Below are 23,089 nucleotides of genomic sequence, written 5' to 3'. Positions count from 1 at the left end.
GGGATGCCCGGCGCGTTTTTCTTACTTGGCTTCGGCCTTGGCCAGCATGTCCTGCACCGAGGCGGTGGTGATCGGGTGGTAACCCGGCTTGGCCTTCTCGAAGGCCTGCTTGGCGAACGCCAGTCCTTCCGGCGTCTTCACAAGTTCGGCGTAGATCGGCATGATCAGCTTGCGACGGCCCACGCGCTCGATGAACGCACCGGCCGCTTCGTTGGCCTGGGTGTAGCCGCTGCGGATGGTCAGCGGGTACCAGCGCATGGCGATTTCACCGTTCGGGGTACCGGTGAAGTGATAGGCCTTGTCCAGCGCCGCCAGCTTGTCCAGCGGCAGGGTGGTGCCCAGGCCGTCAATGAAGCGCACCCATTCCTGGGTACCCCATTCAGCGGTGACCTGGCTGCCCGGCAGGCTGCCGGCGCCGGAGAAGGCGATGCGCGCGGCATCGACGCTGCTGAAGTTGCGCGACTGCGCCTTGGCCGCGAACGCCGGGATGCCCGGCTCGTCCAGCCATGCCTTCAGTTCGGCTTCGCTCACCGCCGTCGGGTTCTTCGGCAGCAGGTTCTTCTTCAGGTACTCGACGAACTGGTCGGTGTTGGCGCTCTGGAAGGCATGGTCATCGAACCAGCCACGCAGGAACGGATCGAAGGTTTCGCGGCCGAAGCGCTGTTCCAGGAACTCCAGGAACCAGGAACCCTTCACGTAGGCAACCTGGCTCAGGGCTTCGTCGGGGTCACGCTCGTTCAGCGGCGGCAGCGCCAGGGCCTGGTCGGCCGGGCTCATGTCCTTCACTTCGGCCAGCAGATCGGTCTGGTCGATCTGCTTTTCCATTTCGGCCATTTCCTTGCCGTACAGGGCTTCGGTAATGCGCCCCTGCACGTAGGTGGTGAAGCCTTCGTTCAACCAGATGTCCTTCCAGCTGGCGTTGGTGACCAGGTTGCCCGACCAGCTGTGCGCCAGTTCGTGGGCGACCAGCGAAACCAGCGACTTGTCGCCGACGATCACGGTCGGGGTGGCGAAGGTCAGGCGCGGGTTTTCCATGCCGCCGAACGGGAACGACGGCGGCAGCACCAGCATGTCGTAGCGGCCCCAGCGGTATTCGCCGTACAGCTTCTCGGCGGCACCGATCATCTTCTCGGTGTCTTCGAATTCCTTGGCGGCCTTGTTCACCATGGTCGGCTCGGCCCAGACGCCGGAGCGGCCGGAAATCGGCTCGAACACCAGGTCACCGGCGGCGATGGCCAGCAGGTAGGACGGAATCGGCTGCGGCATCTTGAAGGTGTAGTCACCGTCACGCGCGGCCTTGGGATCGTTGTCGGCGCTCATCAGCACCATCACGTCCGGGCGCGAGACCACGTGCGCGCTGTAGGTGAAGCGCACGCTGGGGGTGTCCTGCAGCGGCACCCAGGATCGGGCGTGGATGGCCTGCGACTGGCTGAACATGAAGGGCAGCTTCTTGCCCTCGGTCATCGACGGCTCCAGCCACTGCAGGCCCGAGGCGGTCGGGGCGGTGTGGTAGCTCACTTCCACCTTGGCCGGCTGGGCCGGGGCTTCGATGGTCAGCTTGCTGCCGAACACCTTGTCGACCGGGGCCAGTTCGAACTTCAGCGGGCTGCGCGCGCCGTCGGCGGCGATGGCCTCGACCTTGGAAACGCTCAGCTCGCGGGTGTCCAGCACCAGCTGCTGGGCGTCCTTCTGCTTCCATTCCAGGGTGTAGGTGGCGGTGCCGCCGATCTGCTTCTGGTCGAAATCCAGCTTCAGATCCAGCGCGATGTCCTTGATGACGACCTTGTCCGGCTCGGCATAGGAGCTTTCGTCGTGGCTGCGGTTTTCGGCGTTCACGGGGGCGGCGGGGGCCTTTTCGGCAGTCGGGGCGGCGGCGGGCGCGGCCGCCTCCTGGGAGCAGCCGGCGGCCAGGGCCACGGCCAGCGGAAGGAGCATCAGCGGATTACGCATGAATCGGGACCGTTACGGGGATCAAACCCCAATGGTACCTCTCCCCCGGCCCGGAGGGTGCCACCCGCGCCCGGTAGGTGCCAACCTTGGTTGGCACGAATCCATCCACGCGTGCGGCAGGCCCGTGCCGACCAAGGTCGGCACCTACCAGAGCGGATGGCCGCTGCGGGGCCCGTGCCGACCAAGGTCGGCACCTACCAGAGCGGATGACCGCTGCGGGCCCCGTGCCGACCAAGGTCGGCACCTACCAGAGCAGGAATTACAGCTTGTAACCGGAATGGATCGACACGATGCCGCCGGTCAGGTTCTTGTAGTGGCAGCGCTCGAAACCGGCCTGCCCCATCATCGCCTTCAGCTCTTCCTGCGGCGGGTGCTTGCGGATGCTCTCGGCCAGGTACTGGTAGCTGTCCGAATCGTTGGCGAACAGCTTGCCCAGCTTCGGCAGGATCCTGAACGAATGGAAGTCGTAGATCGGCTTGAACCAGTCGGCGGTGACTTCGGAGAACTCCAGCACCCGGGCCTGGCCGCCCACCTTCAGCACGCGGTACATCTCGCGCAGGCCGGCATCCTTGTCGGTCACGTTGCGCAGACCGAAGGCGATGGTGACCAGATCGAAGCTGTTGTCCGGGAACGGCAGGGCTTCGGCGTTGCACTGCACGTAGTCCAGGCCCAGCACCAGGCCGCGGTTGGTCAGGCGGTCACGGCCGACCGACAGCATGCCGGCGTTGATGTCGCCCAGCACCACCGAGCCCTCGGCGCCGACGCGCTCCTTCAGCAGGGCGGCGATATCGCCAGTGCCACCGGCCAGGTCGAGCACGCGGTCACCCGGCTTCACCTGCGCGGTGGCTACGTAGTAGCGCTTCCACGCCCGGTGAACGCCCAGGCTCATCAGGTCGTTCATCAGGTCGTAGTTGCGCGCAACCGAAGTGAACACCTGCCCGACCAGCTTCTGCTTGTCCTTGGCGTCGACGTCGCGGAACCCGAAGTGGGTGGTACCGGATTTGTAGGGGGATTCGCTCATGACCCCGATTATCGCACCGCTGGGGCCGCTGCGGGGCAACGGCGCCGTATCATGGCCGGCCATGACCCACCGGAGCCCCGCATGATCACCACGCCCGACTACCAGGCCCTGCTGCAGACCGCCATTGCCGAAGCCCGCCAGGGCCTGGCCGAAGGCGGCGTGCCGATCGGCGCGGCGCTGTACCACAACGATGGCCGCCTGCTGGGCTGCGGCCATAACCGCCGCGTGCAGGAAGGCGACCCGTCGGTGCACGGCGAAACCGATGCCTTCCGCAAGGCCGGCCGCCAGCGCCGTTACCAGGACACCATCATGGTGACCACCCTGGCACCGTGCTGGTACTGCTCCGGGCTGGTGCGCCAGTTCAACATCGGCACCGTGGTGGTGGGCGAGTCGCGCACCTTCCAGGGCGGCATCGACTGGCTGCGCGAGAACGGCGTGAACGTGATCGATCTGGACAGCCAGGAGTGCGTGGACCTGCTGGGCGGTTTCATTGCGCAGCACCCGGACATCTGGAACGAAGACATCGGCGAATAAGCCGAAGCACCGTGAAGACGCTGCACGCTTTATGAATTCTTCAGCGCCGGCGCAGCCTTGTGCCGGTTGCGTCTGCGGCGTTGCGTGCGCACTGGCGCACAGTCAGCCACGTCAGTCGCACACACGCCACTAACATCGCGTGCACGCAAGGGGCCTACGGTGGAATGCACCGGGGCCCGTTGCTCCGGCGGAGCCAGCCGATGAGCGCGCACGCCGCACCTTCCCTGCCCGACCACCCGGCCCTTGCCGGCATCCGCGAACGCTTGCGCCAGCAGTTCGCGCTGCACCGCCGTGGCGCGCCGTTCTGGTCTGCCTACCAGGGACTGCAGCTGGAAGTGATGCACGCGCACCCGCGCGACCAGGTGCAGCTGTGCAATGCCATGGCCGACATGGCCGAAGCACTGGGCGCGGTGGAGCATGCGCAATTGCTGGATGCGCACACCGGATGCACGCCGCACTGACACTGCATGCACCGGCAACCGACGACACTCGGCATCACCCCCCACTCCCTTTCACCTTCTGCCCATTGGATCGTCATGCACGCTGAAGTCCCCACCATCCCCCCGGTCATCAATGTCGACGCCGAACTGGACCACTGGCGCCGCCAGCATGCCGATGGCGCGCTTGCGCACAACTCGTTCGGTTCGTACGTGCCGTGGGTCAAGTTCGCCTGCGATTCGCTGATCACCCAGCCGCGTGCCAGCGATGCGCAGCGCGACGAGATGTTCCAGACCCAGTACGCCCTGCAGATCATGCCGCGCCTGACCGAGGCGCAGGCCCGCGAGTTCGTCGAACGCTGCTGGCAGCACGTCTACCAGAGCAGCCCGGTGCGCAGCCAGCAGGCGCCGCGCCTGCGCGCCTGACAGGCGCTGCTGCACGGCCCGTGCACGGGCCGCCGCCGATCATCCGCGTCATTCCCCTGGAACGACCCCGATGAGCGCACGCAACCTGTTCAACACCCTGGCCAAGAAGGCCTCCGCCGCGGCCGGTTCGCCGTGGACCTTCCTGGCGGCGATCAGCATTGTGGTGCTGTGGGGCATCAGCGGCCCGGTGTTCGGCTTCAACGACACCTGGCAGCTGGTCATCAACACCGGCACCACCATCATCACCTTCCTGATGGTGTTCCTGATCCAGCACACGCAGAACGCTGATACCGCGGCGATGCAGATCAAGCTGGACGAGCTGATCCGCGCCACGGCCGATGCCAACAACGAATTGCTGGATCTGGAAGAGATGGACGAGGAGCGCCTGGAGGAAATCCGCGCCGAGTACGAGCGCATGGCCCGCGAGGCGGGTGACGCATTGGCGCGGGTACGCGCATGCCGCGTTCCCCCGCGCGATGATGAAGCGGTGTAATGCCCACGCCTGCAATCCCGCTTTGGTAGATGCCAACCTTGGTTGGCATGCTCTTCAGCGCACGCGCCTGGAACCCCGCTTCGGTAGATGCCAACCTTGGTCGGCATGCTCTTCAGCGCACGCGCCTGGAACCCCGCTTCGGTAGATGCCAACCTTGGTCGGCATGCTCTTCAGCGCACGCGCCTGGAACCCCGCTTCGGTAGATGCCAACCTTGGTCGCCATGCTCTTCAGCGCACGCGCCTGGAACCCCGCTTCGGTAGATGCCAACCTTGGTTGGCATGCTCTTCAGCGCACGCGCCTGGAACCCCGCTTCGGTAGATGCCAACCTTGGTTGGCATGCTCTTCAGCGCACGCGCCAACGTTGTGCCAACCAAGGTTGGCACCTACCAGAGCCAAGGCCATCCCGCGCGTGCCGCCGTTGTGCCAACCAAGGTTGGCACCTACCAGAGCGCTGAGCCGTGCCGGGGGCGCGGCTCAGCTGCGCTCGCGCCAGCCGCCGCCCAGCACTTTGTACAGGGTGATGCGGTTGGCCTGCTGGGCCAGCTGCGCCTGCAGCTGGGTCTGCTGTGCGCTGTATGCAGTACGGCGCGCGTCGAGCAGCGTGACGAAGCTATCCAGGCCGGCGTCATAGCGTGCCTGCGACAGGCGATTGGCCAGCTCGGCCGCTTCCACCAGACGCTGCTGCGAGGCGACCTGCTCGTCCAGGCTGACGTTCAGCGCCAGCGCGTCGGCGGTTTCGCGGAAGCCGGTCTGGATCGACTTTTCATACTCGGCCAGTGCGATATCGCGCTCGGCATTGGCCACGGCCAGGTTCGCGCGCAGCTTGCCGCCCTGGAAGATCGGCAGGGTGATGGTCGGCAGGAAGCTCCACACCCGCGTGCCACTGTCGAACAGCCCGGACAGTTCGCCCGAGCTGCTGCCTACGCTGCCGGTCAGCTGGATGCTGGGGAAGAACGCGGCGCGCGCGGCTCCGATGTTGGCATTGGCGGCCAGCAGCTGGTGTTCGGCGGCCATGATGTCCGGGCGCTGCAGCAGCACGTCGCTGGGCAGGCCCGCCGGCGGCGGCGCCAGCGCCAGTACCTGCGGTGCGATGCTGTCGGGCAGCAGCGCCGGATCGATCTGGCCGCCAGCCAGCAGCGCCAGTGCATTGCGGTCCTGCGCCAGCTGGCCGCGCAGACGCGCCGCGTCAGTGCGCGCGGTTTCCACCAGCGTGCGGGTCTGGCTCAGTTCCAGGCCCGAACTGCCACCGCGCTCGTGGCGTGCTTCGGCCAGGCGCAGCGAATCCTCGTAGGTCTTCAGGGTCGCTTCGGCAATCTTCAGCTGCTGCTGGTCGGCGCCGTAGGTCAGCCATGCGGTGGCGGTCTCGGCCACCAGGCTCAGCTGCGCGTTGCGGCGGTTGGCTGCCACGGCGAAGTACTGCTGCAGCGCTGCTTCGCTCAGGTTGCGCACGCGGCCGAACAGATCCAGCTCGAACTCGGCCACGCCCAGGTTGGCGCTGAACTGCTCGCTGACCGGCACATCACCGCCGCTGCGCTGCATCTGCCCCTGCGCGGCCAGCGCGGGCACGCGGTCGGCGCGCTGCACGCGGTACTGGCCGCGCGCCTTTTCCACGTTCAGCACGGCCACGCGCAGGTCGCGGTTGTTGGCCAGGGCCTGGCCGATCACTTCCTGCAGGCGCACATCGGTGAAGAAATCGCGCCAGCCGACGGTGGCCGCATCGGCCACTTCACCTTCGGTGGCTTCCGCCGGCCACTGCGCGGGAATGCCCGGGGCGACGGCGGTGTTCTTCGGCACCAGGGTGGAACAGCCGCCCAGCACAAGGGCCACGGCGGCAGAAAGAACAAGGGTATGGAATTTCATGGCGACACCTTGGGGTCACGATGGCGGCGCCGGACAGGGCCCGGCGCCGCCGGCAGGGTTACGCCGCGGTCTTGCGCTTGAACACGCGCTGCACGACCACGAAGAACAACGGAATGAAGAACACGCCCAGCACGGTGCCGACCAGCATGCCGCCCAGCACGCCGGTGCCGATGGCACGCTGCGCACCGGAGCCTGCGCCGGAGGCGATGGCCAGCGGCAGCACGCCCAGGCCGAAGGCCAGCGAGGTCATGATGATCGGGCGCAGACGGTCACGCACGGCGTGCATCGTCGCTTCGATCAGGCCAACGCCCTTCTCCAGGTTTTCCTTGGCGAACTCCACGATCAGGATCGCGTTCTTGCTGGTCAGGCCCACCGTGGTCAGCATCGCCACCTGGAAGTAGATGTCGCGTTCCATGCCACGGAAGGTGTTGGCCAGCACGGCACCCAGGATGCCCAGCGGCGCCACCAGCAGCACCGAGGTCGGCACGCTCCAGCTTTCATACAGCGCGGCCAGGCACAGGAACACGATCAGCAGCGACAGCGTGTACAGCAGGGGGGTCTGCGAACCGGCCTGGCGTTCCTGGTAGGACAGCGCGGTCCATTCGATCTCGAAGCCCGCCGGCAGATCCTTGGCGATGCGCTCGATCTCGGCCATGGCATCACCCGAGGCAACGCCGGTGGCCGGTTCACCCTGGATTTCCATCGCCGACACGCCGTTGTAGCGTTCCAGGCGCGGCGAACCGTAATCCCAGCGCTTGGTGGCAAAGGCACTGAACGGCACCATCTCGCCCTGCCCGTTCTTCACCGACCAGACGTTGAAGTCGTCCGGGTTCATGCGGAACGGTGCATCGGCCATCACGTACACGCGCTTGACGCGGCCACGGTCGATGAAGTCATCGATGTAGCTGCTGCCCCAGGCCGCGGCCAGGGTGTTGTTGATCGAGCTGATCGACAGGCCCAGCGCGTTGGCCTTTTCCACGTCCACGTCGATGCGCAGCTGCGGCGTATCTTCCTGGCCGTTGGGGCGCACGTTGGCCAGCAGCTTGCTCTGCCCGGCCGCACCCAGCAGCTGGTTGCGCGCGGCCAGCAGGGCATCATGGCCCTTGCCGCTGGTGTCCTTCAGGAAGAACGTATAGCCCGAACCGATGCCCAGCTCCGGCATGGCCGGCGGCGGGAAGGCGAAGATGAAGGCGTCCTTGATCTGGCCCAGCGCGCCCATCGCACGCCCGGTGATCGCACCCACGCTCTGGTCGGCATCACGTTCGCTCCAGTCCTTCAGCTTCACGAACGCCATGCCCGCGTTCTGGCCCATGCCGGCGAAGCTGAAGCCCTGCACCGCGAAGATCGACTCGACGGCGTCGGCTTCGTTCTTCAGGAAGTGGTCTTCCAGCTTGGCCATCGCTTCCAGGGTACGTTCCTGGGTGGCACCGACCGGGGTCTGCACCAGCGCCATCATGATGCCCTGGTCTTCGTTGGGCAGGAACGAGCTGGGCAGGCGCGCGAACAGCACGCCCATCACCACGGCCAGCGCCAGGAAGATGCCCATGAAGCGCCACGGGCGATGGATGATGCCCTTCACGCCGCGCTGGTAGGTCTCGCTGGAACGGTCGAAGCCGCGGTTGAAGCCGTTGAAGAACCTGCCGACCAGACCACGGTGGGCCACATGGTGCTCGCCCTTCTTCAGCGGCTTGAGCATGGTGGCGCACAGCGCCGGGGTCAGCACGATCGCCACCAGCACCGACAGCGCCATGGCCGAAACAATGGTGGCCGAGAACTGGCGATAGATGATGCCGGTGGAGCCGCTCATGAAGGCCATCGGCACGAACACCGCCGACAGCACCAGGCCGATGCCCACCAGCGCGCCGGTGATCTGGCTCATCGACTTGCGGGTGGCTTCCAGCGGCGACAGGCCCTCTTCGGACATGATGCGTTCGACGTTCTCCACCACCACGATGGCATCGTCCACCAGCAGGCCGATGGCCAGCACCATGGCGAACATGGTCAGCATGTTCACCGAGAAGCCCAGCGCGGCCAGCACGCCGAAGGTACCCAGCAGCACCACCGGCACCGCGATGGTGGGAATGAGGGTGGCGCGGAAGTTCTGCAGGAACAGGTACATCACCACGAACACCAGCACGATCGCTTCGATCAGGGTCTTGATGACGCCCTTGATCGACACCTTCACGAACGGGGTGGTGTCGTACGGAATGACCGTTTCCAGGCCGGCCGGGAAGCTGGCCTTCATGTCATCCAGTGCGGCGCGCACGCCTTCGGCGGTATCCAGTGCGTTGGCGCCGGTGGCCAGGGTGATGGCGATACCGGTGGACGGCTTGCCGTTGTAGCGGGTGACGAAGTCGTAGCTTTCCGCGCCCAGTTCCACGCGGGCGACGTCGCCCAGGCGCAGTTCGCTGCCATCGGTGCCACCGCGCACCAGGATGTTGCGGAACTGTTCCGGGGTCTGCAGTCGGTCCTGCGCGTTGATGGTGGCGTTGAGCTGCTGCCCCTTCACCGACGGCGCACCGCCCAGCTGGCCGATGGCCACCTGTGCGTTCTGCGCGGTGATCGCCGCGGTCACTTCATCGACCGACAGCTTGTAGGTGTGCAGCTTGTTCGGGTCCAGCCAGATGCGCATGGCGTACTTGCCGCCGAACACCTGGATGTTGCCCACGCCCGGCACGCGGCTGAGGGTGTCGACGACATTCGAACCCACGTAGTCGGCGATGTCGTTGGCATCCATGCTGCCATCGTTGGACACAAAGCCCAGCACCTGCAGGAAGCCGCTGCTGGACTTGGCCACGTTGATGCCCTGCCGCTGTACTTCCTGCGGCAGCAGCGGCATGGCCAGCTGCAGCTTGTTCTGCACCTGCACCTGGGCAATGTCCGGGTTGGTGCCGGCTTCGAAGGTGAGGGTGATGGTGGCCTGGCCGTTGGCCGAGCTGTTGGACGAGAAGTAGATCAGGCCATCCAGGCCCTTCATGTTCTGCTCGATGATCTGCGTGACCGAGTCCTCGACCACCTTGGCCGATGCACCCGGGTAGGTGGCGCTGATCTCGACGGCCGGCGGGGCCACTTCGGGGTACATCGACACCGGCAGCTTCAGCACGGCCAGCGCACCGGCCAGCATGATGATGATCGCGATCACCCACGCAAAGATGGGTCGATCAATAAAGAAACGTGCCATGGAATTCTCCGCTTACTTCGCGTCGCCGGCCGGCTGCGCGGCAGGCTGCGGGGCGGCGTCCGGCTGTGCCGGGGCAGCGCCCTTCTCGGTGGCCTGCACGGGCATGCCGGGGCCGATCTTCTGCAGGCCTTCGACGATGACCTTGTCACCCGGCTGCAGGCCGTCCTCGACCAGCCACTTGTCGGCGATCGCGCGGCTGACCTTCACCGGACGCACTTCCACCTTGTTGTCCTTGCCCACCACCATGGCGCTGGTATCGCCCTTGGCGTCGCGGGCGATGCCCTGCATCGGCACCAGCACAGCATCGGCGCGCACGCCGCCGCCGATCACCGCGCGCACGTACATGCCCGGCATCAGCAGGCCGTCGGGGTTGTCCACCTTTACCCGCAGCGCGTAGCTGCCGGTGGTCGGGTCCACGCTGACTTCGGAGAACTCCAGCGCGCCCTTGTGCGGGAACTCGCTGCCGTCTTCCAGCAGGATGGTGACCGGCAGGGTCTGGTTGTCCTGCAGGCGCCCGGCGGCCAGTTCGCGGCGCAGCTGCAGCAGTTCGGCCGAGGACTGGGTCAGGTCGACGTAGATCGGGCTGAGCTGCTGCACGGTGGCCAGCGCGTCGGCCTGGCCGGCGCTGACCAGCGCGCCCTGGGTGACGCTGGACTTGCCGATGCGGCCGCTGATCGGCGCGGTGATGCGCGCGTAGCCCAAGGTGACATTGGCCGCATCCAGCGCAGCCTTGGCGGCACCGACATCGGCCTCGGCCTGCTTCTGCGCGGCCACGGCGTTTTCCAGGTCCTGCTGGCTGACCGCATCGACCTTGGCCAGTTCGGTAATGCGCTTGGCGCTCAGGCGTGCGGCGTTGGCGGTGGCTTCGGCGCGGGCCAGCTGGGCGCGGGCGCTGTTGGCCTGGGCGCGGTAGCTGGCGTCTTCAATCTGGTACAGCGGCTGCCCTTCCTTCACCAGGCCGCCTTCGGTGAACAGGCGCTTGGCGACGATGCCGCTGACCTGCGGGCGTACTTCGGCGACCAGGAAGGCGTTGGTGCGGCCGGGTAGTTCGCGGGTCAGGCCCACGCTTTCCGACTTCAGGGTCACCACGGTCACCTGGCCGGGGCCTTGCTGGGGCTGTTCGGGTTGGCCACCGCAGGCGGCCACGGTCGCGGCGATGGCCAGCGACAGCAGGAAGGGACGGATTCGGTTCAGGTGCATGGGGCTGGGGGCTCGCGGGTAGAGGAAATTCTCAGGGCGCCCTGATACGACTGCCGGGCGCCAGAAACGGGCTGGGTGGTCGCGAGGGGGCTGCCCTCCCCGGGGCATGGGCAGGCGCGCATACATGGCGGGGAGCATGGGTGCGAAATATACATACATGCTTGTTTGTTTGTAAAGCGGTACAATTCAGCCAGGTTTCACCGGCATTCGTACCCACTCACCGACCCATGGCGCGCAAGACCAAAGAGGACACCCAGGCCACCCGCGAAGGCATCCTTGATGCGGCCGAGGCCTGTTTCCATGAACACGGGGTGGCCCGGACCACGCTGGAGATGATCGGCGCGCGCGCCGGCTATACCCGCGGCGCGGTGTACTGGCACTTCAAGAACAAGACCGAGGTGCTGGCCGCGATCATCCAGCGGGTGCACCTGCCCTTCATGCAGGAACTTGAGCGCACGTCCAGCGACGAGCGGCAGACGCCGATCCACGACCTGCGTGCGGTGATGATCTATTCGTTCATCGAACTGTCTGAGGACGAGCGCCTGCGCAAGACCATGGAGATCATGCTGCGCAGCGATGCCTCGTCGGAAAGCCGGGCGCTGGCCGAACTGCAGCAGTCCGGTTTCCGCGATGCGCTGGACCGGATGGAACGTGCGCTGCGCCGGGCGCAGGACCTGGGCCAGCTGCGCGACGGTGCCGACCCGAAGATTGCCGCGCGCATGCTGCACGCCACCGTGCTGGGCGTGCTGCACGGGGCGATGGTGGAACCGGAGCTGATGGACCTCAAGCGCGACGGCATGCTGGCGCTGGACATGACCTTGGCCGCTTACGTGAAGGACGGCGTGTTCGTGCCGGGGTCGATTCCCGAGCCGCTGCCGTAGGGTCGGCGCTACCTGGTAGATCCACGCCATGCGTGGATGGGCACGCGCATGGGATCCGACCCCATGGAAAAGGCCGCCTTTCGGCGGCCTCATGCGTTACGGGGGTCGGGGTCGGAGCCCACGCGGCGCGAGGGATCCGACCCCGCCTGGCGTTACAGGATGTAGCGGCTCAGGTCCGGGTCCTGCACCAGCTCACCCAGATGTGCATCGACGTAGGCACTGTCGATGGCCAGGGTTTCGCCATCACGGTCCGGCGCTTCGTAGCTGAGCGAATCCAGCAGGCGCTCCAGCACGGTGTGCAGGCGACGGGCACCGATGTTCTCCTGGCGCTCGTTCACCTGGAAGGCGATCTCGGCCAGGCGGTCGATGGCATCGGCGGTGAAACTGACCTTGACGCCTTCGGTGGCCAGCAGCGCTTCGTACTGCTTGGTCAGCGCGGCCTTGGGCTCGGTCAGGATGCGCACGAAATCGTTCTTGCTGAGCGCGCCCAGTTCCACGCGGATCGGGAAACGACCCTGCAGTTCCGGAATCAGATCGCTGGGCTTGGCCAGGTGGAACGCGCCGGAGGCAATGAACAGGATGTGGTCGGTCTTGATCGTGCCGTACTTGGTGGACACGTTGGAACCTTCCACCAGCGGCAGCAGGTCGCGCTGCACGCCCTCGCGCGACACATCGCCGCCGCCCACGTTGTCTCCGCGCTTGGCGACCTTGTCGATCTCGTCGATGAAAACGATGCCGTGCTGTTCGCAGGCTTCGATCGCCGCGGTGCGGATATCGTCTTCGTTGACCAGCTTGCCGGCCTCTTCTTCCACCAGCAGCGGGCGCGCGGCCTTGATGGTCAGCGTGCGCTTGTGTGCCTTGGCGCCACCGCCCAGGTTGGCGAACATCGACTTCAGCTGCTGGCCCATTTCCTCCATGCCCGGCGGGGTCATGATGTCCATGCTGACGTTGGCGGCCAGGTCCAGTTCGATCTCGCGCTCGTCCAGCTCGCCGCTGCGCAGCATCTTGCGGAACTTGATGCGGGTTTCGTTGTCCTGCGCCGACGGTTCGTTGCGTGCGGCTTCCGGATCGAAACCGATGCCGCCGCTGCGGCGCGGCAGCAGTGCGTCGAGGATGCGGTCTTCGGCGCGCTCTTCGGCCTGGGTACGCACGCGCACCTTGGCCTGCTCGCGATAAAGCTTGACCGCGGTATCGGCCAGGTCGCGGATGATCTGCTCCACGTCCTTGCCGACGTAGCCCACTTCGGTGAAGCGGGTCGCTTCGACCTTCACGAACGGCGCGTTGGCCAGGGTGGCCAGGCGGCGCGCGATCTCGGTCTTGCCGACACCGGTTGGGCCGATCATCAGGATGTTCTTCGGCATCACTTCATTGCGCAGCTCGGCAGGCAGCTGCATGCGGCGCCAGCGGTTGCGCAGGGCGATGGCCACCGCGCGCTTGGCGTCGTGCTGGCCCACGATGTGCCGGTCCAGTTCCTGCACGATTTCGCGCGGTGTCATGGTGGCAGAGGAAACTTCGATCTTCGACATGGATGTGCTCACGAATGCGTTGTCGATGACGCCGGAACCGAACGGCTCCGGCCGGTAGCGCCGGGCCCTGCCCGGCGGATCGGGGAGCCTTACAGCTCCTCGACCACCACGTTGCGGTTGGTGTAGATGCAGATGTCGCCGGCAATGCCGATGGCTTCGCTGGCAATCGTGCGTGCATCCAGTTCGGTGTGCGCCATCAGCGCGCGTGCGGCCGACAGGGCGTAGGAACCGCCGGAACCGATGGCGATGATGCCGTCCTCCGGCTCGATCACATCGCCGGTGCCGCTGATGATCAGCGAGGTTTCCTTGTCGGCCACGGCCAGCAGGGCTTCCAGCTTGCCCAGGCGGCGCTCGGTGCGCCAATCCTTGGCCAGCTCGACGGCCGCACGCTGCAACTGACCGTGCTTTTCCAGCTTGGCTTCGAACAGTTCGAACAGGGTGAAGGCATCGGCGGCGGCGCCGGCGAAACCGGCCAGCACCTGGCCGTCGCGGCCGAGCCGGCGGACCTTGCGTGCATTGCCCTTCATTACCGTGTGGCCCAGCGTGACCTGGCCATCACCGGCAATGGCCACGTGCTCGCCGCGGCGGACGCAGACGATGGTGGTGGCGTGGAAAACGTTGGGATTCTGACTGGGGTCCATGCGGCCTCCGATAGCTGTTCACCGGACATGGGGACAGCGGCGGGGGTGATCAAGCCTGCGTGGATGGCTGCCGTTCAGCGGCGCCGCTTGGCGCGCGGGTGGGACGCGTCGTAGACCTTGGCCAGGTGCTGGAAATCCAGATGGGTGTAGATCTGAGTGGTGGCGATGTCGGCGTGGCCCAGCAGCTCCTGCACGCCGCGCAGATCGCCCGACGATTCCAGGATGTGGCTGGCGAAACTGTGCCGCAGCATGTGCGGATGCACGTGCTTGAACAGCCCCTGGCGCTGCGCCAGCTGGCGGATGCGCACCTGCACCGCGCGCTGGCTGATCGGCCCGTTACGGCCGGGAAACACCGGCTGGGCCGGCAGTCCGCCACTTTCACTGCGCCAGGCCAGCAACGCCTCGCGCGCCGGCCGTCCGAACGGTACCCGGCGCTGGCGGTTGCCCTTGCCCATCACGTTCACCAGGCCGCTGGCGAAATCCAGGTCGCGCCAGGTCAGCGCGCAGACTTCGCTCAGGCGCAGGCCCGACGAATAGAACAGTTCCAGCAGCGCGCGGTCACGGCGGCCCAGCTCGCCTTCCGGCTCCAGCTCGACCAGCTGCACCGCTTCATCGGCGTCGAGCACCTGCGGCAGCCGCCGTGGTGCACGCGGTGCCCTCAAGGTGGCCGCCGGGCTGGCCTCGATGCGGCCATGGCGCAGCAGCCAGGCATAGAAACTGCGGCAGGCTGACAGGCGGCGCTGCAGGCTCTTGGCTGACAGCCCGCGTCGGTGTTCGTCGGCCACGAACTGGCGCACGGCATCCACGTCCAGCGCCTCCACCGCCACACCGCGCGGTTCGGCCCAGACCGACAGCGCATCCAGGTCGCGGCGGTAGGCGTCGAGCGTGTGCGCAGACATCCGCCGTTCCACCTGCAGGTGCTGCAGGAACTGCTGTACCGCGCTCATCGAGGCAGCGCTCCGTTCAGTCGTGGAATCGCTTCAGGCCGGTGGCAAGGGCATCGCCCATCATGCGCAGGAACAGCGTGCCCATGCCCGGGTAGAAACGATTCGGGTCGTGGCTGCCCACGGCAATCAGGCCGACGCCCGGCAGCGGCAGCAGGGCGGTGGTCTGCACTTCCTCGCTGCGCACGCCGTACAGCACGGCGTTCTTGTCGGCCTGCAGGCGGCCGCAGATCGGCTCGCCATCCTTCAGGCAGTCGCGGAACGGGCCCAGCTGCGGGTCATCGGCGGCGATCACCTGCAGCCAGTCGGCCTGCTCCAGCCCGGCCACCGGCGCATGCACCACCAACCGCACCAGATCGCCGGCGAAGTCTTCCTGCAGGGAGGCGGCCATCGCGCGCAGGGTATCGGCGGCGTTGTCCTGCTTCATCAGGGCCAGCGTCAGCTGGTGGGTACGCACCGCCAAGCGCTCGTTCACCTGGGCGGTGGCGCCCAGGTCGGCCAGCCGCCGCGCCAGCTCGCGGTTCTTCTCGCGCAGCACTTCCAGCTGGTAGCTGGCCAGCGACGCGGTGGGGCCGTCGTCGCGCGGCACCACCAGGGACAGGGCCAGGTCGGGAAACTGCTTGAGGAAGCCCGGATGCCGCCGCAGCCAGCTGGCGACTTCGTGGGCCCCGAGCTTGTCGGCGGTCTCAGTCATGCACTCCACTCCCCTTCGAAGACGAATGCGGTCGGGCCGGCCATCACCACCGGCTGGCCTTCACCGGGCCACTGGATACGCAGTTCACCGCCGGGCAGGCTGATGCGGGCATCGCGCTGCAGGCGGCCGCGCTGCATCAGGGTGACCGCCGCGGCACAGGCACCGCTGCCGCAGGCCAGGGTTTCGCCCACGCCGCGTTCGAACACGCGCAGGCGCGCATGGTCCGGCGCCATCACCTGGGCAAAGCCCACGTTCACCGAATTGGGGAACGAGGCGTGCTGCTGCAGCAGGCCGCCCACGCGTTCCACCGGCGCGGCATCGACCAGGCCCACTTCGATCACCGCGTGCGGGTTGCCCATCGACACGGCGGCGAAACGCACGCTCTCCCCCTGCAGCGGCAGCAGGTATTCCTCACGCGGGTGGGCAAAGCCCACCAGCGGCACCTGCGCCGGTTCGAACGCCGGCACGCCCATGGCCACCGAGAAACGGCCATCGCCCAGTACCTGCACGGCATGGCTGGCCAGCGGGCTGTCGATGACGAACTGCGCGCCCTGCGCACTGCCCTCGCGCACCAGCCAAGCGGCGATGCAGCGCGCGCCATTGCCACACTGTTCGGAATTGGAACCGTCGGCGTTCCAGATGCGGTATGAGGCCACCGAGCCTTCCGCACGCGGCGGCTCGATGGTCAGGATCTGGTCGCAGCCTACGCCGGTATGGCGGTCGGCCAGGCGCGCGGCCAGTTCCGGCGACGGCGGCGGGGTGCCGTCGCGCAGGTCGATCACCACGAAATCGTTGCCTGCGCCGTGCATCTTGCTGAAGCGCAGCGCGTTGTTGCCGGCCTTACTCATTCCCGTCGTCCACCGGCTTGATCGGGTCGGGGGTGGTGGACGGACTGCCGTCGCTGGTCGGCTGGGTGGCCGGCGGCGTGGCCTCGGCATCGGCGGCCGGCTCAACCACTTCTTCCACCGGCACCGGCTTCTGCGGCAGTACCAGCGGGCCCTTGTTGCCGCAGGCGGACAGGAACAGCAGCGAGGCCGCTGCCAACGGAATCAGAATGGCATTGCGATGGGGGATCTTCATGGCCCCGAGTATAGCCATTGGTGGCTGAGCGGTAGGTAGAGTCGACCGTTGGTCGACCATCGCGCGCAGCGCGGGTTTTCACCGGCGCCCGTCAAGCGTCCGGCGGCAGCGGCCGCGTCCACAGCCAGATCGCCACCACGGTCATGCTGCCGATCGAGAACCACTTCACCCAGGCAATGGGCACGCACCAGAGCATGATGCCGGCGCACGCGGCCATGGTGATCGTGGCCATCCACTTGCCATAGCGGCTGACCGCGCCGTGGGCCTGCCAGTTGGCGATGGCCGGGCCGAAGCGCGGGTGCTGCAGCAGCCAGGTGTGCAGGCGCTCGGAACCACGCGAGGCCGCCCAGGCCGAAATCAGGATGAATACGGTGGTGGGCAGGCCCGGCACGAAGATGCCGACGATGCCGGTGCCCAGGCTGACGTACGCCAGCAGCCACCAGGCCCAGCGGAAACGCACCACGCGCGGGGGCGGAGCGGGATCGCGGGCCGGGGGCGGTTCGGGCAGGGTCATGGCAGCAAGAATACCGGTTCAGGGTGCCAGGCAGTGCCCGGCACCCCACCCCGCTTACGGCTGGGCGATACCCAGCTGCTGCAGCACGAACGCATACGACTCGGACAGTTCGCGGTAGCGCTGGAAACGCCCGGACTTGCCGCCGTGGCCGGCTTCCATGTTGGTGCGGAACAGGATCGGCAACGATCCGGTGTTGTCATCGCGCAGCTTGGCCACCCACTTGGCCGGCTCCCAGTACTGCACCTGCGAATCCCACAGGCCGGTACCCACGAACAGCGCCGGGTAGGCCTGGCGCTTCACGTTGTCGTAGGGCGAGTAGGACAGCATGTAGTCGTAGTACGGCTTCTGTTCCGGGTTGCCCCACTCGTCGTACTCGTTGGTGGTCAGCGGAATGGTCGGGTCGAGCATGGTGGTGACCACGTCCACGAACGGCACCTGCGCCACCATCACCCGGTAATCCTGCGGCGCCTGGTTGGCCACCGCGCCCATCAGCAGGCCACCGGCGCTGCCGCCGGAGGCGGCCACCCGGTCCTTGGCCGCCCAGCCCTGCGCCACCAGCGCGCGGGTCACGTCGATGAAGTCGTTGAAGGTGTTCTGCTTGTGCAGCAGCTTGCCGTTCTCGTACCAGTCGCGGCCCATTTCCTGGCCACCGCGGATGTGCGCGATGGCATACACCACGCCCCGGTCGAGCAGGCTGACCGCGGTCTGGTTGAAGTACGGGTCCATCGACATGCCATAGCTGCCGTAGGCGTACTGGAACAGCGCGCCCTTGCCATCTTTCTGGTAGCCCTTGCGGTAGACCAGCGACACCGGCACCTTCACCCCGTCGCGCGCGGTCACCCACACACGGTCGGTTTCATACTTGCTGGCGTCGTAGCCGATCACCGGCTGTACCTTCAGCTGGCGGCGCTCACCGGTGGCGGTATTCAGTTCGAACACCGTGGTCGGGGTGGTCATCGAGGTATAGACGTAGCGCAGCCACGGCGTGTCGGCCTCGGTGTTGTCGCCCAGGCCCATCGAGTACGCCGGCTCGTCGGCCTTCACGTAATCGGTGCGGCCGTCCTTGAACAGCAGGCGCACGCGCTCCAGGCCCTCGGAACGCTCGGCAATGGCGGTGTAGCTGTCGAACAGCTCGAAGCCTTCGATGAACACTGCATCGTCGTGGGCGACCCAGTCCTTCCACTGCGCGCGCGAGGTGGCATCGGTGGGCGCGGTGACCAGCTTGAAGTTCTTCGCACCGTCGTTGGTGCGGATCACCCAGCGGCCATCGTAATGGTCGGCGTCGTATTCCACGTCGCGCTGGCGAGGGGCCAACACGGTGAAGGTCGTCGGGTCGCTGGCCGGGGCGTAGCGCTCTTCCGACGACACCGTGCTGTGCACGCCGATGGTGATGAAGCGATCGTCGCGGGTGCGGCCGATGCCCATGTAGAAGCTGTCGTCCTCTTCTTCGTAGACCACGGTATCGGCGCTGGCCGGGGTGCCCAGCACGTGCTTCTTCACCCGCACGGTCAGCAGGGTTTCCGGGTCGTTTTCCACATACAGCACGGTGCGGTTGTCATCGGCCCAGACCAGGTCGCCGGAACTGCCGGTGATCACATCGGGCAGCACCTTGCCGGTGCGCAGGTCCTTGAAGCGGATGGTGTACTGGCGGCGGCCCACATCGTCGTCGGCCCAGGCCAGCAGTTGGTTGTCCTGGCTCACTTCCATCGAGCCGACGTTGAAGTAGCCCTTGCCGGCGGCCATCGTGTTCACATCCAGCAGCACTTCTTCCGGTGCTTCCATGCTGCCCTTGCGGCGCGCATGGATGGGATAGTCCTGGCCGGTCTCGAAGCGGCTGTAGTACCAGTAGCCGCGCTCGCGCGCCGGCACGCTGGCGTCGTCCTGCTTGATGCGGCCGACGATTTCCTTGTAGAGGGTGTCTTCCAGCGGCTTCAGCGGCGCCAGCAGCTGGTCGGCGTAGGCATTCTCGGCCTGCAGGTAGGCCAGCATGTCCTTGTTCTCGCGCGTGTCGTCGCGCAGCCAGTAATAGTCATCGCTGCGGGTCGCGCCGAACGGCGCCTTGACCTCGTGCGGACGCTTCTGGGCATCCGGCGGAACGGGCGGGGTGGCGGCGGTAGCGGTGCTGGTCATCAGGCTGGCAAGCAACAGGCAAAGGGTGGGTTTCATGAAATAAGGGTCCTGGTGCGGTTACGCAATGGCGTCCGTGGCGTAGGTCGGGTCGGGCTTGCTCGGCTGACCGCAACAGCAGTCGAGCAGGCCCGACTCTACCATTGCCGGGGTCGGAGCCCTTTTGCGGGCAAAAGGGATCCGACCCCAGCGTGCGGCGTGCGGCGTACCATGGGCGCATGAGCACCCTGCCCCACACGCCGGGCTACAGCCGGCGCAGCCATGAAATCGCCCCGTTCCACGTGATGTCCCTGCTGGCCCGCGCGCAGGCGCTGGAACAGGCCGGCCACGATGTGATCCACCTGGAGATCGGCGAGCCGGACTTCACCACCGCCGACCCCATCGTGCGCGCAGGCCAGGCTGCGCTGGCCGCCGGTCATACCCGCTATACCGCCGCGCGCGGGCTGCCGGCGCTGCGCCAGGCGATCAGCGGTTTCTATGCCCGCCACTACGGGCTGGACATCGATCCCGAGCGCATCCTGGTCACCCCTGGCGGTTCGGGCGCGCTGTTGCTGGCCAGCAGCCTGCTGGTCGATCCGGGCCGGCACTGGCTGCTGGCCGATCCGGGCTATCCGTGCAACCGCCACTTCCTGCGCCTGGTGGAAGGCGGCGCGCAGCTGGTGCCAGTCGGCCCGGACACCGCCTACCAGTTGACCCCTGCACTGGTGGAACAGCACTGGAACAGCGACAGCGTCGGTGCGCTGGTGGCCTCGCCGGCCAACCCGACCGGCACGGTGCTGTCGGCCGATGAACTGGCCGCCCTGTCGACATCGCTGCATGCGCGCGGCGGCCACCTGGTGGTGGATGAGATCTACCACGGCCTCACCTACGGCCTGGATGCGCCCAGCGTGCTGCAGGTGGATGACAGCGCGTTCGTGCTGAACAGCTTCTCCAAGTACTTCGGCATGACCGGCTGGCGGCTGGGCTGGCTGGTGGCACCGCCGGCCGCGGTGCCCGAGCTGGAGAAGCTGGCCCAGAACCTGTACATCAGCGCCTCGAGCATTGCCCAGCATGCCGCGCTGGCCTGTTTCAGCGAGGAATCGATGGCGATCTTCGAGCAGCGCCGCGAGGCGTTCCGCCAGCGCCGTGACTTCCTGCTGCCCGCGCTGCGCGAACTGGGCTTCCGCATCGAGGTGGAACCGCAGGGCGCGTTCTATCTGTACGCCGATGTCAGCGCGTTCACCGACGATGCGCAGGCGTTCTGCGCGCACTTCCTGGAAACCGAGCACGTGGCGTTTACGCCTGGCCTGGACTTCGGCTTCCACCGCGCCAACCAGCACGTGCGGTTGGCGTACACGCAGGAAGTGCCGCGGCTGCAGGAAGCGGTCGCGCGCATCGCGCGCGGGTTGCAGCGGTTCCGGTAGCGCCGGGCCATGCCCGGCGCTACAGGAACCGGATACCCAACGAAAAACGCCGCCCGAAGGCGGCGTTTTTCATTCCATCACTTTCCGCCCAAGCGCTCCCACAGGAAGCTGTAGGCCAGCGCGGACATATGCGCGGCCTGCGCGTTGTTGGCTGCACCGCCGTGACCGCCTTCGATGTTCTCGTAGTAGGTCACGTCCTTGCCGGCATCGATCATCTTGGCCGCCATCTTGCGGGCGTGGCCCGGGTGCACGCGATCATCGCGGGTGGAGGTGGTGAACAGCACCGGCGGGTAGTTCTTCTTCGCGTCGAACAGGTGGTACGGCGAGAAGGTCTTGATGAACTCCCAGTCGCTGGTGTCCGGGTTGCCGTACTCGGCCATCCACGACGCACCGGCCAGCAGGTGGCTGTAGCGCTTCATGTCCAGCAGCGGCACCTGCACCACCACCGCACCGAACAGCTCCGGGTACTGGGTGAGCATGTTGCCGGTCAGCAGGCCACCGTTGCTGCCGCCCTGCACGCCCAGGTGCTTGGCACTGGTGATCTTGCGGGTGACCAGATCCTGGGCGACCGCGGCCATGTCTTCATAGGCCTTGTGACGGTTCTGCTTCAGCGCCGCCTGGTGCCAGCGCGGGCCGTACTCGCCACCGCCACGGATGTTGGCGACCACGTACACGCCGCCCTTTTCCAGCCACGCGCGGCCCATGCCGCCGGAATAGTTCGGGGTGAGCGAGATCTCGAAACCGCCGTAGCCGTACAGCAGGGTCGGGTTGGAGCCATCCAGCTTCATCGCCTTGTCGTGCACCACGAAGTACGGCACGCGGGTGCCGTCCTTGCTGGTGGCGAAGTGCTGTTCGATCACCTTGCCGTCGGCATCGAAGAAGGCCGGCATGGTCTTCAGCGTTTCCGGTGCCTTGCCGATCTCGGCCAGGGCCAGGGTGGTCGGAGTCAGGTAATCGGTGGCGGTCAGCCAGACCGCGTCGCTGTCATTGCTGTCGACCGCGCCCACGGCCAGCGTGCCGAACGACGGCGCGCCGACGAACTCGCTCTTCTGCCAGCCCTTGGCGCCCGGGGTCAGCACCGACAGACGATTCTTCACATCATCCAGTACATTCAGCACCAGATGGTTGCGGGTCCAGGCGGTGCCGGCCAGCGAGGTGGTGGCGGTGGGCGTGAACAGCACGTCGAAATCGCGCTTACCGGCCTGGAAATCATCCAGCTTGGTCGCCAGCAGTGAACCGGAGGCGTAGGTCTTGCCACCCACGGTCCAGGCATCGCGCAGTTCCAGGGTCAGCCACTGCTTGTGCAGGCCCTTCTCTGCCGAATTCGGCGCATCGATCTTGCTCAGCGTGCCATCGTCGGCGCGCAGGTACAGTTCGTTGTTGTAGAAGGCCAGCGTGCGGCTGACCAGGTTGCGCTCGAAACCGGGGGTGTCATCGTGCATGGCCGCGATGTACATGTCTTCCGGCTTGCCTTCGTAGACCACGCTGGCCGAGGCCATCGGGGTGCCACGCTTCCACAGCTTGGCAATGCGCGGGTAGCCGGAGGTGGTCATCGAACCGGCACCGAAATCGGTGTAGACGAACACCGTGTCGCGGTCGATCCAGTTCAGCCCGCCCTTCGATTCGGGGCGGAAGAAGCCGTCCTTGATCCAGGTCTTGCTGGCCAGGTCGAATTCGCGGGTGACATCGGCGTCGGCGCCGCCGCGTGACAGCGCGATCAGGCAGCGGCTGTAGTCCGGGCGCAGGCAGTCGGCGCCGTGCCAGACCCAGTTCTCACCCTCGGCCTTGTTCAGCGCGTCCAGATCGAGCACGGTTTCCCACTGCGGCGAGGCCTTGCGGTACTCGGCCAGCGTGGTGCGGCGCCACAGGCCGCGCTCGTGCTGCTTGTCCTTCCAGAAGTTGTAGTAGTACTCGCCGATTTTCTGCACGCCGGGAATCTTGGCGTCCGAATCGAGCACCTCGCGGATGCTCGTTTCCATCTGCTTGAACGCCGGCGTCTGCGCCAGGCGCGCCTCGGACTTGGCGTTCTGCTCCTTCACCCAGGACAGCGGCTTGTCGCCGGTCACGTCCTCCAGCCAGGCGTGACGGTCGGTGTCTTCAGCGGCCACGGCGGTCCCCACCGAGGCGCCGGTCATCATGCCGGCCAACAGGCAGGCGGAAGCGAATCGCGACATTG

The 23,089-nt window shown here is 66.7% G+C and carries 20 protein-coding genes; 6 read left to right on the top strand and 14 right to left on the bottom strand.

Translation table 11 applies throughout. The annotated features are described in order from the left end of the window. Nucleotides 1-21: 21 nt before the first annotated feature. Both C1922_RS15050 and ubiE read right to left on the bottom strand, forming a co-directional pair. Nucleotides 22-1,950, bottom strand: coding sequence for a M1 family metallopeptidase (locus tag C1922_RS15050; RefSeq protein ID WP_108750495.1), 1,929 nt, complete (start codon nt 1,948-1,950; stop codon nt 22-24). A 259-nt stretch (nt 1,951-2,209) separates the two neighbouring features. Continuing rightward, a complete protein-coding gene (gene ubiE / locus C1922_RS15045) occupies nt 2,210-2,971 on the bottom strand; it encodes a bifunctional demethylmenaquinone methyltransferase/2-methoxy-6-polyprenyl-1,4-benzoquinol methylase UbiE (RefSeq protein WP_108750494.1) in 762 nt (253 codons plus the stop codon). 81 nt (nt 2,972-3,052) lie between these two features. On the opposite strand from ubiE, the gene C1922_RS15040 reads away from it, so the two are divergent. From C1922_RS15040 to C1922_RS15025, 4 genes are all read left to right on the top strand, one after another. Continuing rightward, nucleotides 3,053-3,505: a nucleoside deaminase gene (locus tag C1922_RS15040; protein ID WP_108750493.1), complete on the top strand. Its 453-nt coding sequence runs from the start codon at nt 3,053-3,055 to the stop codon at nt 3,503-3,505. Between the two features lie 200 nt (nt 3,506-3,705). Then, nucleotides 3,706-3,966 carry a hypothetical protein gene (locus C1922_RS15035; protein WP_108750492.1) on the top strand — a complete coding sequence of 87 codons (261 nt, stop codon included), beginning with the start codon at nt 3,706-3,708 and terminating at the stop codon, nt 3,964-3,966. A 75-nt stretch (nt 3,967-4,041) separates the two neighbouring features. Then, nucleotides 4,042-4,368, top strand: coding sequence for a hypothetical protein (locus C1922_RS15030; protein ID WP_108750491.1), 327 nt, complete (start codon nt 4,042-4,044; stop codon nt 4,366-4,368). Nucleotides 4,369-4,438: 70 nt separating this feature from the next. After that, nucleotides 4,439-4,861: a low affinity iron permease family protein gene (locus tag C1922_RS15025; protein ID WP_108750490.1), complete on the top strand. Its 423-nt coding sequence runs from the start codon at nt 4,439-4,441 to the stop codon at nt 4,859-4,861. Between the two features lie 475 nt (nt 4,862-5,336). On the opposite strand, the gene smeF is transcribed toward C1922_RS15025, so the two are convergent. The 3 genes from smeF to smeD are packed head-to-tail and all read right to left on the bottom strand — an operon-like array spanning nt 5,337 to nt 11,103. Then, nucleotides 5,337-6,722, bottom strand: a complete 1,386-nt coding sequence (smeF, locus tag C1922_RS15020; RefSeq protein ID WP_108750489.1) for a multidrug efflux RND transporter outer membrane subunit SmeF — start codon at nt 6,720-6,722, stop codon at nt 5,337-5,339. A gap of 58 nt (nt 6,723-6,780) precedes the next feature. Beyond that, nucleotides 6,781-9,903, bottom strand: a complete 3,123-nt coding sequence (gene smeE / locus C1922_RS15015) for a multidrug efflux RND transporter permease subunit SmeE (protein WP_108750488.1) — start codon at nt 9,901-9,903, stop codon at nt 6,781-6,783. Nucleotides 9,904-9,915: 12 nt separating this feature from the next. Then, nucleotides 9,916-11,103: a multidrug efflux RND transporter periplasmic adaptor subunit SmeD gene (gene smeD, locus C1922_RS15010; RefSeq protein WP_108750487.1), complete on the bottom strand. Its 1,188-nt coding sequence runs from the start codon at nt 11,101-11,103 to the stop codon at nt 9,916-9,918. 227 nt (nt 11,104-11,330) lie between these two features. Between smeD and C1922_RS15005 the strand changes: the two genes are divergently transcribed. Then, the gene (locus tag C1922_RS15005) at nt 11,331-11,984 is read left to right on the top strand and encodes a TetR family transcriptional regulator (protein ID WP_108750486.1); all 654 of its coding nucleotides are present in this window, start codon (nt 11,331-11,333) and stop codon (nt 11,982-11,984) included. A gap of 152 nt (nt 11,985-12,136) precedes the next feature. Here C1922_RS15005 and hslU read toward each other — a convergent pair whose 3' ends face one another. The 8 genes from hslU to C1922_RS14965 all read right to left on the bottom strand — a co-directional run bounded on the left by hslU (nt 12,137) and on the right by C1922_RS14965 (nt 19,549). Beyond that, the gene (gene hslU / locus C1922_RS15000) at nt 12,137-13,510 is read right to left on the bottom strand and encodes an ATP-dependent protease ATPase subunit HslU (protein WP_108750485.1); all 1,374 of its coding nucleotides are present in this window, start codon (nt 13,508-13,510) and stop codon (nt 12,137-12,139) included. 89 nt (nt 13,511-13,599) lie between these two features. After that, entirely contained in the window at nt 13,600-14,151 is a 552-nt protein-coding gene (hslV, locus tag C1922_RS14995; protein WP_005411093.1) for an ATP-dependent protease subunit HslV, read from the bottom strand. A 74-nt stretch (nt 14,152-14,225) separates the two neighbouring features. Continuing rightward, nucleotides 14,226-15,098, bottom strand: coding sequence for a tyrosine recombinase XerC (gene xerC / locus C1922_RS14990; protein ID WP_108750484.1), 873 nt, complete (start codon nt 15,096-15,098; stop codon nt 14,226-14,228). A gap of 16 nt (nt 15,099-15,114) precedes the next feature. Beyond that, nucleotides 15,115-15,789 carry a DUF484 family protein gene (locus tag C1922_RS14985; RefSeq protein WP_108750483.1) on the bottom strand — a complete coding sequence of 225 codons (675 nt, stop codon included), beginning with the start codon at nt 15,787-15,789 and terminating at the stop codon, nt 15,115-15,117. Further along, nucleotides 15,786-16,637, bottom strand: coding sequence for a diaminopimelate epimerase (gene dapF, locus C1922_RS14980; RefSeq protein ID WP_108750482.1), 852 nt, complete (start codon nt 16,635-16,637; stop codon nt 15,786-15,788). Before dapF ends, C1922_RS14985 begins: the two co-directional genes overlap by 4 nt. Continuing rightward, nucleotides 16,630-16,869, bottom strand: coding sequence for a lipoprotein (locus tag C1922_RS14975; protein WP_108750481.1), 240 nt, complete (start codon nt 16,867-16,869; stop codon nt 16,630-16,632). The genes dapF and C1922_RS14975 overlap by 8 nt, the downstream gene beginning before the upstream one ends. A 91-nt stretch (nt 16,870-16,960) precedes the next feature. Further along, nucleotides 16,961-17,383: a YbaN family protein gene (locus tag C1922_RS14970; RefSeq protein ID WP_108750480.1), complete on the bottom strand. Its 423-nt coding sequence runs from the start codon at nt 17,381-17,383 to the stop codon at nt 16,961-16,963. 54 nt (nt 17,384-17,437) lie between these two features. After that, a complete protein-coding gene (locus tag C1922_RS14965) occupies nt 17,438-19,549 on the bottom strand; it encodes a S9 family peptidase (RefSeq protein ID WP_108750479.1) in 2,112 nt (703 codons plus the stop codon). 179 nt (nt 19,550-19,728) lie between these two features. Here C1922_RS14965 and C1922_RS14960 point away from each other — a divergent pair, with 179 nt between their 5' ends. Then, complete coding sequence (locus C1922_RS14960; protein WP_108750478.1) at nt 19,729-20,913, top strand: pyridoxal phosphate-dependent aminotransferase; 1,185 nt, start codon at nt 19,729-19,731, stop codon at nt 20,911-20,913. Nucleotides 20,914-20,990: 77 nt separating this feature from the next. Here the strand turns inward: C1922_RS14960 and C1922_RS14955 are convergent, their stop codons facing one another. After that, nucleotides 20,991-23,087, bottom strand: a complete 2,097-nt coding sequence (locus tag C1922_RS14955; RefSeq protein WP_108750477.1) for a prolyl oligopeptidase family serine peptidase — start codon at nt 23,085-23,087, stop codon at nt 20,991-20,993. Nucleotides 23,088-23,089: the final 2 nt, after the last annotated feature.

It is taken from the genome of Stenotrophomonas sp. ZAC14D2_NAIMI4_7, from assembly GCF_003086675.1.
GTDB lineage: Bacteria > Pseudomonadota > Gammaproteobacteria > Xanthomonadales > Xanthomonadaceae > Stenotrophomonas.
This window is presented reverse-complemented; position numbering and strand designations above follow the sequence as displayed.